This window comes from Burkholderia sp. KJ006 (assembly GCF_000262695.1).
GTDB classification, from domain to species: Bacteria; Pseudomonadota; Gammaproteobacteria; order Burkholderiales; family Burkholderiaceae; genus Burkholderia; species Burkholderia vietnamiensis.
In genome coordinates this window covers 1,107,187-1,119,935 of sequence record NC_017921.1, presented here as the reverse complement: position 1 = coordinate 1,119,935, position 12,749 = coordinate 1,107,187, and the positions used below count along the sequence as shown (strand labels likewise).

At 65.2% G+C, this 12,749-nt stretch carries 19 protein-coding genes; 17 read left to right on the top strand and 2 right to left on the bottom strand.

From position 1 onward, the window contains the following. The first annotated feature begins 178 nt into the window (after window positions 1–178). Window positions 179–559: a helix-turn-helix domain-containing protein gene (locus tag MYA_RS19065; RefSeq protein ID WP_014724663.1), complete on the top strand. Its 381-nt coding sequence runs from the start codon at window positions 179–181 to the stop codon at window positions 557–559. On the opposite strand, the gene MYA_RS19060 is transcribed toward MYA_RS19065, so the two are convergent. After that, the gene (locus MYA_RS19060; protein WP_041494090.1) at window positions 550–1,041 is read right to left on the bottom strand and encodes a helix-turn-helix domain-containing protein; all 492 of its coding nucleotides are present in this window, start codon (window positions 1,039–1,041) and stop codon (window positions 550–552) included. The two genes, MYA_RS19065 and MYA_RS19060, sit on opposite strands and share 10 nt — an antisense overlap. Window positions 1,042–1,116: 75 nt before the next feature. Here MYA_RS19060 and MYA_RS19055 point away from each other — a divergent pair, with 75 nt between their 5' ends. From MYA_RS19055 to MYA_RS32210, 13 genes are all read left to right on the top strand, one after another. After that, a complete protein-coding gene (locus MYA_RS19055; protein ID WP_193373726.1) occupies window positions 1,117–1,344 on the top strand; it encodes a hypothetical protein in 228 nt (75 codons plus the stop codon). A gap of 16 nt (window positions 1,345–1,360) precedes the next feature. Continuing rightward, on the top strand, window positions 1,361–1,552 hold the full coding sequence (locus MYA_RS19050) for a hypothetical protein (RefSeq protein ID WP_012327650.1): 192 nt from the start codon (window positions 1,361–1,363) through the stop codon (window positions 1,550–1,552). A gap of 28 nt (window positions 1,553–1,580) precedes the next feature. After that, window positions 1,581–1,769, top strand: coding sequence for a hypothetical protein (locus MYA_RS30060; protein ID WP_017923636.1), 189 nt, complete (start codon window positions 1,581–1,583; stop codon window positions 1,767–1,769). Between the two features lie 27 nt (window positions 1,770–1,796). Further along, entirely contained in the window at window positions 1,797–2,045 is a 249-nt protein-coding gene (locus MYA_RS19045) for an ogr/Delta-like zinc finger family protein (RefSeq protein WP_006757081.1), read from the top strand. Between the two features lie 88 nt (window positions 2,046–2,133). Continuing rightward, the gene (locus MYA_RS19040) at window positions 2,134–2,328 is read left to right on the top strand and encodes a hypothetical protein (protein WP_014724659.1); all 195 of its coding nucleotides are present in this window, start codon (window positions 2,134–2,136) and stop codon (window positions 2,326–2,328) included. 4 nt (window positions 2,329–2,332) lie between these two features. Continuing rightward, a complete protein-coding gene (locus MYA_RS19035) occupies window positions 2,333–2,527 on the top strand; it encodes a hypothetical protein (RefSeq protein ID WP_041494275.1) in 195 nt (64 codons plus the stop codon). A 43-nt stretch (window positions 2,528–2,570) separates the two neighbouring features. Continuing rightward, window positions 2,571–2,765: a hypothetical protein gene (locus MYA_RS19030; RefSeq protein WP_014724657.1), complete on the top strand. Its 195-nt coding sequence runs from the start codon at window positions 2,571–2,573 to the stop codon at window positions 2,763–2,765. Window positions 2,766–2,769: 4 nt separating this feature from the next. After that, entirely contained in the window at window positions 2,770–3,087 is a 318-nt protein-coding gene (locus MYA_RS19025; protein ID WP_014724656.1) for a hypothetical protein, read from the top strand. A 5-nt stretch (window positions 3,088–3,092) separates the two neighbouring features. Further along, window positions 3,093–3,455 carry a hypothetical protein gene (locus tag MYA_RS19020; RefSeq protein ID WP_041494274.1) on the top strand — a complete coding sequence of 121 codons (363 nt, stop codon included), beginning with the start codon at window positions 3,093–3,095 and terminating at the stop codon, window positions 3,453–3,455. Next, on the top strand, window positions 3,452–3,706 hold the full coding sequence (locus tag MYA_RS19015; RefSeq protein WP_014724654.1) for a hypothetical protein: 255 nt from the start codon (window positions 3,452–3,454) through the stop codon (window positions 3,704–3,706). Before MYA_RS19020 ends, MYA_RS19015 begins: the two co-directional genes overlap by 4 nt. Before the next feature lie 2 nt (window positions 3,707–3,708). After that, complete coding sequence (locus tag MYA_RS19010) at window positions 3,709–6,501, top strand: toprim domain-containing protein (protein ID WP_014724653.1); 2,793 nt, start codon at window positions 3,709–3,711, stop codon at window positions 6,499–6,501. Window positions 6,502–7,107: 606 nt separating this feature from the next. After that, a complete protein-coding gene (locus MYA_RS30050) occupies window positions 7,108–7,431 on the top strand; it encodes a DUF4224 domain-containing protein (RefSeq protein WP_338000007.1) in 324 nt (107 codons plus the stop codon). Then, window positions 7,428–8,534, top strand: a complete 1,107-nt coding sequence (locus MYA_RS32210) for a tyrosine-type recombinase/integrase (protein WP_014724652.1) — start codon at window positions 7,428–7,430, stop codon at window positions 8,532–8,534. The genes MYA_RS30050 and MYA_RS32210 overlap by 4 nt, the downstream gene beginning before the upstream one ends. 69 nt (window positions 8,535–8,603) lie before the next feature. On the opposite strand, the gene MYA_RS19000 is transcribed toward MYA_RS32210, so the two are convergent. Beyond that, window positions 8,604–10,130, bottom strand: a complete 1,527-nt coding sequence (locus MYA_RS19000) for an AMP nucleosidase (protein WP_014724651.1) — start codon at window positions 10,128–10,130, stop codon at window positions 8,604–8,606. A 141-nt stretch (window positions 10,131–10,271) separates the two neighbouring features. Between MYA_RS19000 and MYA_RS18995 the strand changes: the two genes are divergently transcribed. From MYA_RS18995 to MYA_RS18985, 3 genes are all read left to right on the top strand, one after another. Next, window positions 10,272–10,676, top strand: coding sequence for a hypothetical protein (locus tag MYA_RS18995; RefSeq protein WP_011881576.1), 405 nt, complete (start codon window positions 10,272–10,274; stop codon window positions 10,674–10,676). Between the two features lie 102 nt (window positions 10,677–10,778). Beyond that, the gene (locus tag MYA_RS18990; RefSeq protein ID WP_011881575.1) at window positions 10,779–11,777 is read left to right on the top strand and encodes a homoserine kinase; all 999 of its coding nucleotides are present in this window, start codon (window positions 10,779–10,781) and stop codon (window positions 11,775–11,777) included. Next, window positions 11,768–12,577, top strand: coding sequence for a BPSS1780 family membrane protein (locus tag MYA_RS18985; RefSeq protein WP_014724650.1), 810 nt, complete (start codon window positions 11,768–11,770; stop codon window positions 12,575–12,577). Before MYA_RS18990 ends, MYA_RS18985 begins: the two co-directional genes overlap by 10 nt. Window positions 12,578–12,749 lie beyond the last annotated feature (172 nt).

Genomic DNA, 12,749 nt, shown 5'->3' with positions numbered 1-12,749 from the left:
CGGCATCCACGCGTGCTGTAACGCTGCCCCATTTTCGTGCATTTTTCAGACAAATGGAATGAAGGAGAAAGCCCCGTGAAAGTTAGGAAAACGCCTAACTTTCGCGGGCTTTCTCCCGCCTCCCGTCCCCCGCCCGTGTGAAGCGCGCATTACCGCAACAACAACTACCGCTCGAATCATGGTTTCCCGGACGACTCCCCCTCGGCTCAACTGGAATCTGCTGCGCGCATACAACGAGGTCACGCGCTATCGCAGCATTTCGGAAGCGGCGCAGGCAATGGGAGTGCAGCGGCCGACCGTCAGCGAGAAGGTGTCCGCGCTCGAGCGCGTCCTCGGCCGCCCGCTGATGGAGCGCCGTTCAGGAAGTGATGGGTTTCGGCTTACCGAATTCGGAGCGCAGCTCCGCACCGTCGTTGCGCGGTTCGATCGTGAACTCGCTGCGTTGTGCGAACTGTCTCGTGAGGAATCGACCGGCATGACGACGATCGACGTGTTGGGGGAAGTCGAAACAGCGATGGCGGCGCTTGAGCGCGCCGCAGAGACACTTCGTCAGTCCTGATTTTTCACAGTGCTCTTGCGCGGCGATCGCGCGCTCTTCGCGCGTTCCACGTCCGCCTGCGCATCTCGCAGCGCGTCGAGCGCCGCAGCGTCCAATTTCGCAGCTCGGTTCTCGGCAAGACGCGGAAGCCGCTTCGCCGGCGCGCCGGAGATCGTCATCGTTCCCGCAAGCAGGAAACCGTTGACCGACGCCTGGACGGCCGTCCGACCGACGTCGTTCAACTGGCGAAACCCCTCGAGCAGCTCGGCCTCGTCGTCAGGCACCGTAGGCCTCTGCGCACGATCGCCCGTGATGACGTACAGCACGTCAACCCCGACATTCGCGAGCGCCGCCAGATAGTTCGCGTCCGGCGACCGAGCACCGGATTCGTAGTTGAGCTGCGCCTGCTTCCCAAGCCCGCCGAGCGTGGCGAATTCCGCCTGACTCATGCCGATGCGCATCCGCTCTTCCTTGAGACGGTTTCCAATTGAGTTATCCGACATCTTGCGGTTTCGTTTTGATTACCTTACACTTCACGTATCCCTAGTGAAGCACTATCGAAATTGAGTATACCCGCCATGACTACCCACAAAGGCCCGCGGCGTGCGCCGCCGGGCGTCATGTCCAGCAAGACCGTTTCGCTGCGCCTCCTTCCCGCAGAGCGCGCCGAGCTCGAGCAGCTCGGCCACCAAGAACGGCGCTCGCTGTCGAGCCTCGCGCGTCTCGTCTACCTCGAAGGGCTCCCCCTCTATCTCGCCAAGATGTCCTCGTTCGAGGACACCACGGGCAACGTCTCCACAAGCTGAATCCGAGGTGACCACCATGTATCCGGATCCAAAACGTGTCCGCGACAACCGCCTGATGGTGCGGTTCGACGACTACGAGTACGCCCTCATCACCGCGCTCGCCAACTACCAGGGCGAGGCCGCTGCAACGCTGATTCGCCAGATGGTTTTGCGCGAGGCCGCCGAGGCTCTGATTCCAGCGTGCAATGTAGCCCACGAGCACGGCTGAAAACAGCAGCCCCAGAGCAGCCGATCCAATGCCCGAAATCGAACTCACATTCACCGAGCAAGAAGCCGAACTACTCGAACGCGTCCGACAGCAGGAAGGTCTTGCGACGATCCAGCAAGCGGCCGAATGGCTCGTGAAGCGACGACTGCGCAACGGTGCGCGTCGCCTCACCGGACGAAACCGGGCTCTTTACGCCGTAACCAACAGCCGTAACTAACGCGGCAGTCTCCGACAGGAAGTCACGATGAAATTGAAGTGTCACCACTGCGGCAGCCGCGCCGTCATTCGAACCAGCCGCACGCTGTCCGCTCTCGTTCGCGAGGCGTACTGCCAGTGCACCAACATCGAATGCGCGACGACCTACAAGATTCACGTCGCGACCGTCCATACGATCGCGCCGAGCCTCAACCCGAATCCGCACGTGTATGTGCCGATCGGCAAGGTTGATCGGCTCCCGACCGATTCGCGACAGCTCCCGCTGCTCGACGCCTAAGCCCTAACCCGCTTCTTCGCTGAACACCCATCGCGCCCGCTCTGCGGGCGTGAGGGACTCCTTTTGCCTGAAATTTCTTGGAGGCCGTATGCAAACGCTGATCCCCGCACCGATCGCCGCACTCACCCAATCGCTGTCCTACGACGAGCGCGTCGCCTACCTCACGAAGATCTCCGCTGCCGACGTACGCGCCGACGTGTTCGTCGCGTACGCCCGTGCCTTGGGCTTCGTCGTGTCGTGGGACCTTGCGCGCGGCACGCCGGTGCTCGATTGGATGCACTGACGTGATGCGCGCGCCCCTCACCGACCTCGACCTGCGCGCGATGTGGCGCCGCCTGCGCATGGTCGGAAATTTCGACGCCCTGTGTCCGGCCGCCCGCCACGCCTTCGAATGCACGGCGAACGTATGGCGCGATCGAGAGCCCGCCCCCGAGTTGCCGGTCGCCGATGGGAAACGCCGCGCCGCGAACGACTTCGACTGACCCATCTGCGCCGGCCGCCGGCGCACTCACCCGGAACCACACCATGAAACCCTACATCTTCGGCATCGGCGTGCTCCTGATGCTTTCCTTCTCCCTCACCGGCATCTACTGCCTGACCGCCGACGTGCTGCGCCTGTTCGATGTTCGGAATGCGCGCGCGATCGCCTTCGTCATCGGCTTCGCCGCCATGGTCGTCCTGGTTGCGGCGCTGGCCTGGTCCGTTCCGCCACGTGGGTGATGCGATGAAAAAGACCTTCACCTTCGAACTCGACACCGCCCGTCTGCCGACTATCTCCGACGAGTATCTCGCGGCGTGCTGGTACACCGCGCAGTTTGTGCCCGTCGAACACGGCGATCGGGATGCGGGCGAAGCGGTCCGCGCCATCGGTGTCGAAATCATTCGGCGCTGGATGCGCAATCAGCCGGTCCCGATGTTCAACGTGCAGACCGAAGACCACTTGCTCAAGCAGATTCGCCGCTTCGCACGCTGGAACGGTGCTGAGTGGGTCGCGATCGACGCATCGTCATCGACAACCAGCGTGCAAGGGACGGGAGCGTGATCAACATGACGCACGAACCCACCATCCGCTACGAGCTGCTAACGACGGCCGGCCTGCGCACCGTCGCCGGCGATCACGTAGTCATCCCGAACGACGTCGGCGCCGCGTTCGGCATCCACGTCGAGCCGCACCTGCGCGACGGCCATCCCGAGAAATGGATCGTCACGCACCTTGCGTCGGGCATCCGCATCGGCCACGGCGCGACGCGCACGGCAGCGCTCGCAAACGCGACGTCGAATGTCGAGCGCAGCCGAGATCGCCTGCGCGCCACGCTCGACCAAGCGATGACCTCGCGTTACGAGCTGCAGCACGCCGTTCAACGCCTGCAGCAGAACCATCACGACATCCTCGGAGGCGCAGCAGCATGACGCACTCAACTACCCCTCACGACGCCGCACTCGCGGCTTCCATCGCGGCGGCCGCCGACGTCCTTCGCTTCAACCACGAACCCGGCGGCCTCCAGCGCGTCGCGGTGCTCGCGCTGTTCGTCAGCATCCTTGGCGATCGCCTGGCGCTTGCCTTCCCCGCGTCGGCCGACGCGCTCCGCGCGCTCGTCGACAGCCCTGCGACATCCGGCAATCCTGCCGCCCGCTCCCTGCATCAACAGCAACAGCAATAACGATGGCCTCGATCGACGAACTGAAACAACGCATCGACCTGCACGACCTCGCCGATCGCCTCGGCTTGAAGCGCGGTCGCGGCGGCGACCGCGCGCTGTACCACTCGCCGCAGCACGACGACAAGAGCCCGTCCCTGTCGATCTACGTGAACCACCCGAAGCACGGCACCGGCTGGCGCGACCACAGCGCCGACGTCGGCGGCTCGTGTATCGACCTGGTCATTCACGCGCGCGGCGGCACGGTCGCCGACGCGGTGCGCTACCTGCACGACGCGTACGGCATCCCGCTCGACCGCCAGGCGCCGGCCGAGCGCCGCGAGAAGACGACCGTCGAATACATCGCCGATCGGTGCTTCGCCGAGCGCGACCAGGTGCGCGATTACCTCGTCGGCCGTGGCATTTCCGCGGGCGCGATCGACGCGGCGATCGCCGCCCGCACGCTCGGCTTCAACACGTGGACCAGCTCGAAGGTCGCGGCCGGCGAAGTGGGTCACGCCGGCCCGGCCGCTGCGTTCATCGTGCGCGCGCCTAGCGACGGCCGTGTCGTTGCCGTCGACATGCGCTATGTCGATCCGGTGCTCAACGGCGGCGTCAAGACGCAGACCCAGGGCGACAAGGCCGGCTACGGCTGGACCGCCGATCCTCGCCGCCTCGACAAGGCGAAGCGCGTGTTCATCGTCGAAAGCGCGATCAACGCGCTGTCGATCGACACCTGCGCGATGCCTGGTGCCGCCGCGCTCGCGCTGCGCGGCCTGGCGAACGTCGACTGCATCGACTTCGCGTTCCTACGCGGCAAACAGGTCGTGATCTGCCTGGACAACGACGACCCGTTCGCGGACGGCCACCCGCGCGCCGGCCGCCGCCCTGGGCCGGAAGCTGCCTGGGCGCTCTACGAACGGCTCACGGCGCTGAACATCAGCGCCGTGCTCGTCGACCAGGCGAATTGGTTCGCCGACCTCGCGGACGGCGAGAAGGCCGTCAAGCCGATCAACGACGTGAACGACTACCTTCAACTGCGCGGCCCGGCCGATCTGCAGCGCGCGCTCGACCAGCTCGAGCCGTGGCTCATCGCCGGCCTCGCCGGCGACGCCACGCGTCGCGGCCGGCCGCGCATCTTCCTGCCGTCGCACGACTTCGCGCAGTACTGGCGTTTTCGCGTGCGGCCGGACTTCACCAGCTACATCACGAAGATGGACAAGAACGAGGAAAGCGGCGTCGAGACGCCCGTCATGACGGACTTGTGCGGCTTCCGAATCGCCGGCATCAGCCGCGTGTCCGTCGCGAGCGCTACGTCGACGATGACGGGCGACGCCGACCAGGCGCCCACCGTCTATTTCGCCGTATCGGTCCAGGCGCCGCGCCACGGCGCGCAGCTCGTGCGCCGCGTCATGCTCGACGACCAGCTCCACAACGTCGACCAGTGGGGCAAGTTCGGCCCGATCTGGGCGCCGGCGCCATTCAAGCGCATGGTCAACATCCTCGAGCGCGGCGCCGACCTCGGCGCGCGCCAGGCGGCGAACTTCGTCGGGCTCGCCTGGCGCGACGGCCGGCTGATCGTCAACGAGGGGCCGGACTGCTATTTCACCGAAGCCGACAAGCAGTGCCCGTATCACAACCTGACCTTCCCGACCGGCCCGGCCAGCGATGCGCGCCGCGTGATCGCCGCGTACCAGGCGACGTTCAAGCAGAACGCCGCAACGATTCCGCTCGTGTGGGCGCTCGGTGGCCACCTGAAGGCGTTGCTCGGTTTCTGGCCGCACATCACGATCCAGGCGAACAAAGGCGCCGGCAAGTCGACGCTCATCAAGCGCCTCGAGCGCTCGCTCGCGTTCACGATGTTTTCCGGGCAGTCGCTGCAGACCGAGTTCCGCCTGCTGACCAGCATCAGCCACACGAGCCACCCGGTCGGATGGGAAGAGCTGTCCGCACGCCGGCAGGACGTGATCGACAAGGCGGTCGGCCTGCTGCAGGAGAACTACCAGTACACCGTGACACGTCGCGGCACGGACATGACCGAATACCTGTTGTGCGCGCCCGTGATGCTGGCCGGCGAAGACGTGCCCGTGCGCAGCCTGCTCGGCAAGCTGGTGCGCACGACGCTGACCGGCAAACGCGGCCCGCTGATGCCGGACGATCTGCCGCGCTTCCCGGTTCGGCAGTGGCTCGAATTCCTCGCCGGCCTGGACAAGCGCGCCGTGGCCGACCACTACGCGACGCTGCGCGACAAGGCGCTGGCCAACTGCCGTGCGAGCGGCGAGGACGACGGCGCAAGGCGCATGGCCGGCAACTACGCGGCCGTCGCGCTCGCCTGGCGCTACCTGTGTGAGTTCGCCGGCATGGACCCGAGCGAAGGGGACTTCCCGCGCGACCTGCTCACCGAAATGAACGGCCACATCGCCGAGACGAGCGCCGATCGCGAGCCGTGGGTCTGGATCATGGAAACGGTGCTGTCGGAGATCGACGGCGGCAACTACAAGCACCCGTTCACGTTCGATACCGTCGACGGCGAGTTCTGCCTGCTGCTGCGCACCGGGCATGTGATGGACCACATCGCCCACACGAGCGCGCTGCGCGACAAATGGAACGGCCTGCCGGTCAAATCCGATCGCGTGTTCAAGGCGCAGCTGAAGCACGCCGGCGTCGTGGTCGGCGAGAAGGAAGTCGAGCGGCGCATCTACACCCGGCGCGTGCCGTACCTCACCCCGATCTCGCTGGACCGCCTGGCCGGATTCGGGCTGCACGTGTCGATCCGTGAAGACCTGGCGACCGATGCGCGGCAAGGGGTGGCAGCGTGACGCCCTCTCAGCCGATGCGGCCGCCATGCGGCCTTACCGCTTCCCTGATCCTTTCTGGCCGCGTAGCGGCCCTGTATTCGGGTTTCCGGTGCGTGCGTCGATGCGCGCAGCAATCGGCGCACGTCGTCGCGCGGCCGCGGTGCTGTCCGCTGCCCCCCGTCCCCCCTGCGAGTCCAGACGGCCGGGCAACTACGCGGGCCTTGAGGGGGAGGGGGTGCGCGAGCCGGTTTTTCCACAGGGAACGGGCAGGCCGCGCACGCGAATCGTGGTTTTCGGGGCTGTCCGCTCGTAAGTCTTTGATTGTTGAGAAGAGTGCCGCCATGAATCGCATTCGAATTGCCACTAGTCGATGCGTTTTTGCCACTAGTCCGTTTTTGCGCTGGCGGCCGCAGTCCCTTCTTCTCCTCTCTCTAATTCATTGAAAAAGAAGAAGAAAGAATACGAAGAAGGGGCGGAAATTGACCGGAACGCCATGCCACGAGTCGCGCACGTTTTGCCACGAGTTGCAGACGCTGCCTATTTTTTAGGCCACGAGTCGGCAGGGGGCGCCACGTGCTTTTCATGGCAAATGATGGCAAGAAAACATTTTATGAATCAAAGAGTTAAATGCGAAACGTAATGCACACCATGTGTCCACGAGTTGTTCTGCGCCCCCTCCCCCTGCGCACCAACGTTAAGGCCGGGCATGCACACGCTATCCAGACCAACTTGCTCACCCTAACAACGCAAGAAATCTACGAAGCAACTGGATACCGCCAACCAGCCAGGCAACTTCGCGCCCTCGCGATCGCGGGAATTCCAGCCGATCGCCGGCCTGACGGCAGCGTGCGAGTTTGGCGACACCACGTGCTCGGTTTCGCCGCTCAAGCAAAAACGCTCAACCAGAAACGCCCAAAACTAACCTCTGACATGAAGGACGCCACGAAATGATCGGACGCCGTCACACCCCCTCGTTCCTGCCCGCTCGCGTCTACGAGAAACATGGGTCATGGTGGTTCGTCGACAAGGATCGCAAATGGCACAAGCTCTGCCGCGTCAAAGACGGCATCGTCCGCCTGTACGAATCGCTGGCCGAGTTCACGCGTGCTTCCGACAGCAAGGCAGCCCTCGAGAACGCGATGCCGGCCCTCATCGACGACTGGGTGCGCAAAAAGCTTCCGGCGTACGCACCGAAGACTCGCAGCAACTACGTCAAGATGATTGGGCTCATTCGGAAGGAGTTCGGCCCGCAGTGGCTGGTCGCGGACGTCAGGCCGACCGACGTTGCTCGATTCCTCGACAAGCACTTCCACGACAAGCCGAGCAGCAGCAACAAACATAAGGCATTGCTGTCGCTACTCTTCATGCATGCTGTTCGCCGTGGATTGTGCGACCGCAATCCCGCGCGAGAGATCGGCGCGGCCAGGGAAAAGAAGCGGGATCGCTACATCACGGACGACGAGCTGGAGGCAGTGCGGGCGGCTGTCGTTGCCAGTGCCGGCTACAAGACATCGTCGGCACGGTCGATCCTCTGCCTCATCGACCTGGCGTACCAGACCGCTCAACGTATCGGCGACCTTCTCGCGCTCAACTGGCAGAACGTGTCCGATGAAGGTATTTCGTTTCACCCGAGCAAGACCGTCAACAGTAGCGGCGTGCGCCTGTTGATCGAGATGACACCAGACCTGAGACAAACATTGGACCGAGCGCGCGGCGGCAAGATCACCGCCATCGGGCCAGTGATATGCACGCATGCCGGTGGCCGCTTCACCTATATCGGCGCGTACTCAGCGTGGAAACGCGCATGTGAGCGAGCACGATTAGCCTACGAGAAGGACTGCAAGGAAAGGGGAATCACCCCGAATCCGCTATACCTGATCGGCATGCACTTCCACGATCTGCGTGCGAAGGCGCTGACCGATCTCAAGCGGCAGCGGGGCGCCGCGGCAGCACAATCACTGGCCGGCCACACGACCGAAAGCATGACGGCGCACTACACGAAATCGCGCGAAGTGGAACGCGTCCAACCAGTTCCATTGACGCGTCTAAGTTAGACACCGACGCTTATGTTAGACGCGATGGCTCCCCAGATCATCCGGGGAGCCTTATACCGCAAGGGCTTGTTACTGGAACGCCACTTCCGCAAAGCTCCGCAGCTTGCGACTGTGCAGCTTGTCGAGTCCGTTGGTGCGGAGGATTTCCATCGCCTTCACGCCGATCTGCAGATGCTGATCGACCTGACCGCGATAGAACGTATCGGCCATGCCCGGCAGCTTCAGCTCGCCGTGCAACGGCTTGTCCGACACGCACAGCAACGTGCCGTACGGCACGCGGAACCGGAACCCGTTCGCGGCGATCGTCGCGCTTTCCATGTCGAGCGCGATCGCGCGGCTCTGCGACAGCCGCTGCACGGGCTCGCGATGATCGCGCAATTCCCAGTTGCGGTTGTCGACGCTCGCGACCGTACCCGTGCGCATCACGCGCTTGAGCTCGGTGCCTTCGAGCTGCGTGACCTCGGCCACCGCGCGCTCCAGCGCGAGTTGCACTTCGGCGAGCGCGGGGATCGGCACCCACAGCGGCAGGTCGGCGTCGAGCACGTGGTCCTCGCGCACGTAGCCGTGCGCGAGCACGTAGTCGCCGAGGCGCTGCGTGTTGCGCAGGCCCGCGCAATGGCCGAGCATCACCCACGCGTGCGGACGCAGCACCGCGATGTGATCGGTGATTGTCTTCGCGTTCGACGGGCCGACGCCGATGTTGACCATCGTGATGCCGCTGCCGTCCGCGCGCTTCAGGTGGTACGCGGGCATCTGCGGCAGCCGCGGCGGCGCGGCGCCCTCGACCGGCTCGCTGCCGAGGTTCGCGTTGTACGTGACCACATCGCCCGGCTCCACGAACGAACTGTATTGACTGCGGTACGCACGCACGTCGGGATCGCTGCTTTCCGTCATCAGCGTGCGGCCGAGCTTCACGAACTCGTCGATGTAGAACTGGTAGTTCGTATACAGCACGTAATTCTGGAAGTGCGTCGGCGACGTGGCCGTGTAATGACGCAGCCGATGCAGCGAGAAGTCGACGCGCGCCGCGGTGAACAGCGCGAGCGGATGCGGCTCGCCGGGCGCCGGCTCGAACGTGCCGTTGACGATGCGATCGTCGAGATACGACAGATCGGGCGTGTCGAAGATGTCGCGCATCGCGAGCAGGCGGTCGCGGTCGAGTTCGCCTTCGAGGTGGATGCCCTCGGGAAACGCGAAGTGCACGGGAATCGGCTGCGACGAAACGCCGATCTCGATCTTCACGTGATGGTTTTTCGACAACAGGCGAAGTTGCTCGCGATAGTAGTTCGCGAACAGGTCGGGGCGCGTGACGGTCGTCTCGAACACGCCGGGGCCGGCGACGAAGCCGTACGAGCGGCGCGAATCGACGTGCGTGTTGACGTCGGTGCGAATCCGCACGAACGGATAGCACGCGCGCACGTGCTCGGTGATCGGTTCGTGGCGCCGGTAGCGCGCGAACGCATCGCGCAGGAAGCCAGTATTGGTGTCGTAGATGGCCGACAGTCGCGCGACGGCGGCGATGGAATCGTCGAAGGCTTCGACGGGTGGGCTTTCGGGCGTCAGCACGCGGTGCCGGCGGCTCAAATCGTTCTTCATTTTCGTCACCTCATCTGATCGGACCACATTACCACGGAACCCGGTCACGCTCATGGCTCCGCGCAGCCACGGCGGTCGCACGCGACGGGCGGGCTGCACGCAGTAATTTGCTAAAATCGGCGGGTTCACTGGAGACTCATCATGAAGCCGCTCATTCTCGTCGTCGCCGCCGCGCTTGCTGGCACGTTTGCCGCCGCCGGAGCCGCGTACGCGGCCGGCAGCACGTCGGACGCCGACGCGCAGGCGCGCGCCGAGGCCAACGAAGCCGCCGGCCTGCCCGATCTCCGCAAGATCAACCGGCCGGGCGCCGAAGTCACGTCCAAGGTCGACTTCGCCGACATCCGCCGCACGCCGAGCTTTCACGAAAAAAGCAAGAACGGCACCGAAGTCACCGAGTATCGCGATCGCGGCAAGCCGGTCGAGATCGACGTGAAGTCGAATTTCGGCACGCGCTATCAGATGAGCTCGTCGATCGACACGTCGCCGAAGCCGCACGACGCCGGCGTGCCGATCACGCGCCTGCCGTCGGTGAACCTGCACTATTGATTTGCGCGACGCCGCGCCGGTTTCGGCGCGGCGCGCCGCGCTCCCTCCATTCCCGTCGCGCCGCACGCCGCGCGCGTCGACAACTGACCAGACGCATCTCGCATGGCCGTTTTCACCGCTGTTTCCGACTCCGATCTCGCGCAATGGATGCGCCACTACGAACTGGGCGACGTGCTGGCGTTCCGCGGCATTCCGTCCGGCATCGAAAACAGCAACTTCTTCCTGACGACGACGCGCGGCGAATACGTGCTGACGATCTTCGAGAAGCTGACGGCCGAACAGCTGCCGTTCTATCTGGACCTGATGCGCCACCTGGCAAGCCATCGCGTGCCGGTGCCGGACCCGGTGCCGCGCGACGACGGCGCCCTGTTCGGCCTGCTGCACGGCAAGCCGGCCGCGATCGTGACCAAGCTCGACGGCGCCGCGGAGCTCGCGCCCGGCGTCGAACACTGCATCGAAGTCGGCCAGATGCTGGCGCGCATGCACCTGGCGGGGCGCGACTACGCGCGCCAGCAGCCGAACCTGCGCAGCCTGCCGTGGTGGCAGGAAAACGTGCCGGCGATCGTGCCGTTCATTTCCGACGCGCAGCGCGCGCTGCTCGAAAGCGAACTCGCGCACCAGGCCGCGTTCTTCGCATCGGACGACTACGCGGCGCTGCCGAGCGGCCCGTGCCACTGCGATCTGTTCCGCGACAACGTGCTGTTCGCGCACGCGGCGCCCGGCACCGGCCACGACGTACGGCTCGGCGGCTTCTTCGACTTCTATTTCGCCGGCTGCGACAAATGGCTGTTCGACGTCGCGGTGACCGTCAACGACTGGTGCGTCGACCTTGCGACCGGCGTGCTCGACACCGCGCGCGCCGACGCGCTGCTGCGCGCATACCAGACCGTGCGGCCGTTCACCGCCGAGGAGCGCCGCCACTGGAGCGACATGCTGCGCGCCGGCGCGTACCGGTTCTGGGTGTCCCGCCTGTACGACTTCTACCTGCCGCGCGCGGCCGAAATGCTGAAGCCGCACGATCCCGGTCATTTCGAACGCATTCTCCGTGAGCGTATCGCCCACACGCCCGCGCTTCCCGAGACCCACACCGCATGCAACTGATCGAAGTACCCGCGAAAGCGGGCTATGTCTGGTTCCGTCAAGGCATCTGGCTGTTCCGCCGGAACCCGCTCGCGTTCATCACGCTGTTCTTCACGTACCTGCTGGCGATCACGCTGGTGTCGATGGTGCCGGTGGTCGGCGCGGCGCTGCCGCTGGTGTTCATCCCCGGCATCGCGGTCGGCTTCATGGCCGCGTGCCGCGACACCGTGGCCGGCAAGCCGGTGATGCCGACGATCCTCGTCGACGGCTTCCGGTCGTACGGAAAGACCGCGACGCAGCGGCTGCTGGTGCTCGGCGTCGTCTACGTCGCGCTGATGGTGCTGGTGTTCGCCGCGTCGTCGCTGGTCGACGGCGGCGGCCTGCTCCACATGATGCTCGGCACGACCGGCGACACGAATCCGACGCCGGAGTCGCTCGCCGCGCAGCGCACGCTCGGTGCGCTGCTCCTCGCCACGCTGCTCTACACGCCGGTCGCGATGCTGTTCTGGTTCGCGCCGGTGCTCACCGCGTGGCACGACATCCCGCCGGCGAAGGCGCTGTTCTTCAGCATCGTCAGCTGCTGGCGCAATCGCGGCGCGTTCCTCGTGTACGGGCTGCTGTGGTTCGGCGTCGCGCTCGGCACGTCGTTCGGCCTGTCGCTGCTGTTGCAGGCGCTCGGCGCCGGCGCCTACGTGCTGACGATCATGATGCCGGTGACGATCGTGATCGTTACGATGATGTACTGCTCGTTCTACGCGACCTATCGCGGCTGCTTCGGCGTGCAGGAGCCGGGCACGGCGACGCCGATGTCGGGTCGCTGAAACGGCGGTCGGCCGGCTTGCTCGGCCGGCCCTCTGCGGTTCCTGGCGCGCGGGCGGCGCAACTCGGCGCCCGACCGCCCATCCCGGCCCCGCTGCCCGCGCGCTGTTCAAGCAAGCCGTTTGCGCGCAAAATAATTTGCGTGCAAATCGTCAGCGCCGTTTCGCGCCCCAT

Excerpts from the sequence above, each read along its gene's own strand:
- MYA_RS19030 (WP_014724657.1), top strand. The coding sequence starts at position 2,571 with ATGAAACCCTACATCTTCGGCATCGGCGTGCTCCTGATGCTTTCCTTC.
- MYA_RS19020 (WP_041494274.1), top strand. The coding sequence starts at position 3,093 with ATGACGCACGAACCCACCATCCGCTACGAGCTGCTAACGACGGCCGGC.
- MYA_RS30050 (WP_338000007.1), top strand. The coding sequence starts at position 7,108 with ATGCGAAACGTAATGCACACCATGTGTCCACGAGTTGTTCTGCGCCCC.
- MYA_RS19055 (WP_193373726.1), top strand. The coding sequence starts at position 1,117 with ATGACTACCCACAAAGGCCCGCGGCGTGCGCCGCCGGGCGTCATGTCC.
- MYA_RS19035 (WP_041494275.1), top strand. The coding sequence starts at position 2,333 with ATGCGCGCGCCCCTCACCGACCTCGACCTGCGCGCGATGTGGCGCCGC.
- MYA_RS18990 (WP_011881575.1), top strand. The coding sequence starts at position 10,779 with ATGGCCGTTTTCACCGCTGTTTCCGACTCCGATCTCGCGCAATGGATG.
- MYA_RS19045 (WP_006757081.1), top strand. The coding sequence starts at position 1,797 with ATGAAATTGAAGTGTCACCACTGCGGCAGCCGCGCCGTCATTCGAACC.
- MYA_RS32210 (WP_014724652.1), top strand. The coding sequence starts at position 7,428 with ATGATCGGACGCCGTCACACCCCCTCGTTCCTGCCCGCTCGCGTCTAC.
- MYA_RS30060 (WP_017923636.1), top strand. The coding sequence starts at position 1,581 with ATGCCCGAAATCGAACTCACATTCACCGAGCAAGAAGCCGAACTACTC.
- MYA_RS19000 (WP_014724651.1), bottom strand. The coding sequence starts at position 10,130 with ATGAAGAACGATTTGAGCCGCCGGCACCGCGTGCTGACGCCCGAAAGC.
- MYA_RS19025 (WP_014724656.1), top strand. The coding sequence starts at position 2,770 with ATGAAAAAGACCTTCACCTTCGAACTCGACACCGCCCGTCTGCCGACT.
- MYA_RS19050 (WP_012327650.1), top strand. The coding sequence starts at position 1,361 with ATGTATCCGGATCCAAAACGTGTCCGCGACAACCGCCTGATGGTGCGG.
- MYA_RS19065 (WP_014724663.1), top strand. The coding sequence starts at position 179 with ATGGTTTCCCGGACGACTCCCCCTCGGCTCAACTGGAATCTGCTGCGC.
- MYA_RS18995 (WP_011881576.1), top strand. The coding sequence starts at position 10,272 with ATGAAGCCGCTCATTCTCGTCGTCGCCGCCGCGCTTGCTGGCACGTTT.
- MYA_RS19010 (WP_014724653.1), top strand. The coding sequence starts at position 3,709 with ATGGCCTCGATCGACGAACTGAAACAACGCATCGACCTGCACGACCTC.
- MYA_RS19015 (WP_014724654.1), top strand. The coding sequence starts at position 3,452 with ATGACGCACTCAACTACCCCTCACGACGCCGCACTCGCGGCTTCCATC.
- MYA_RS18985 (WP_014724650.1), top strand. The coding sequence starts at position 11,768 with ATGCAACTGATCGAAGTACCCGCGAAAGCGGGCTATGTCTGGTTCCGT.
- MYA_RS19040 (WP_014724659.1), top strand. The coding sequence starts at position 2,134 with ATGCAAACGCTGATCCCCGCACCGATCGCCGCACTCACCCAATCGCTG.
- MYA_RS19060 (WP_041494090.1), bottom strand. The coding sequence starts at position 1,041 with ATGTCGGATAACTCAATTGGAAACCGTCTCAAGGAAGAGCGGATGCGC.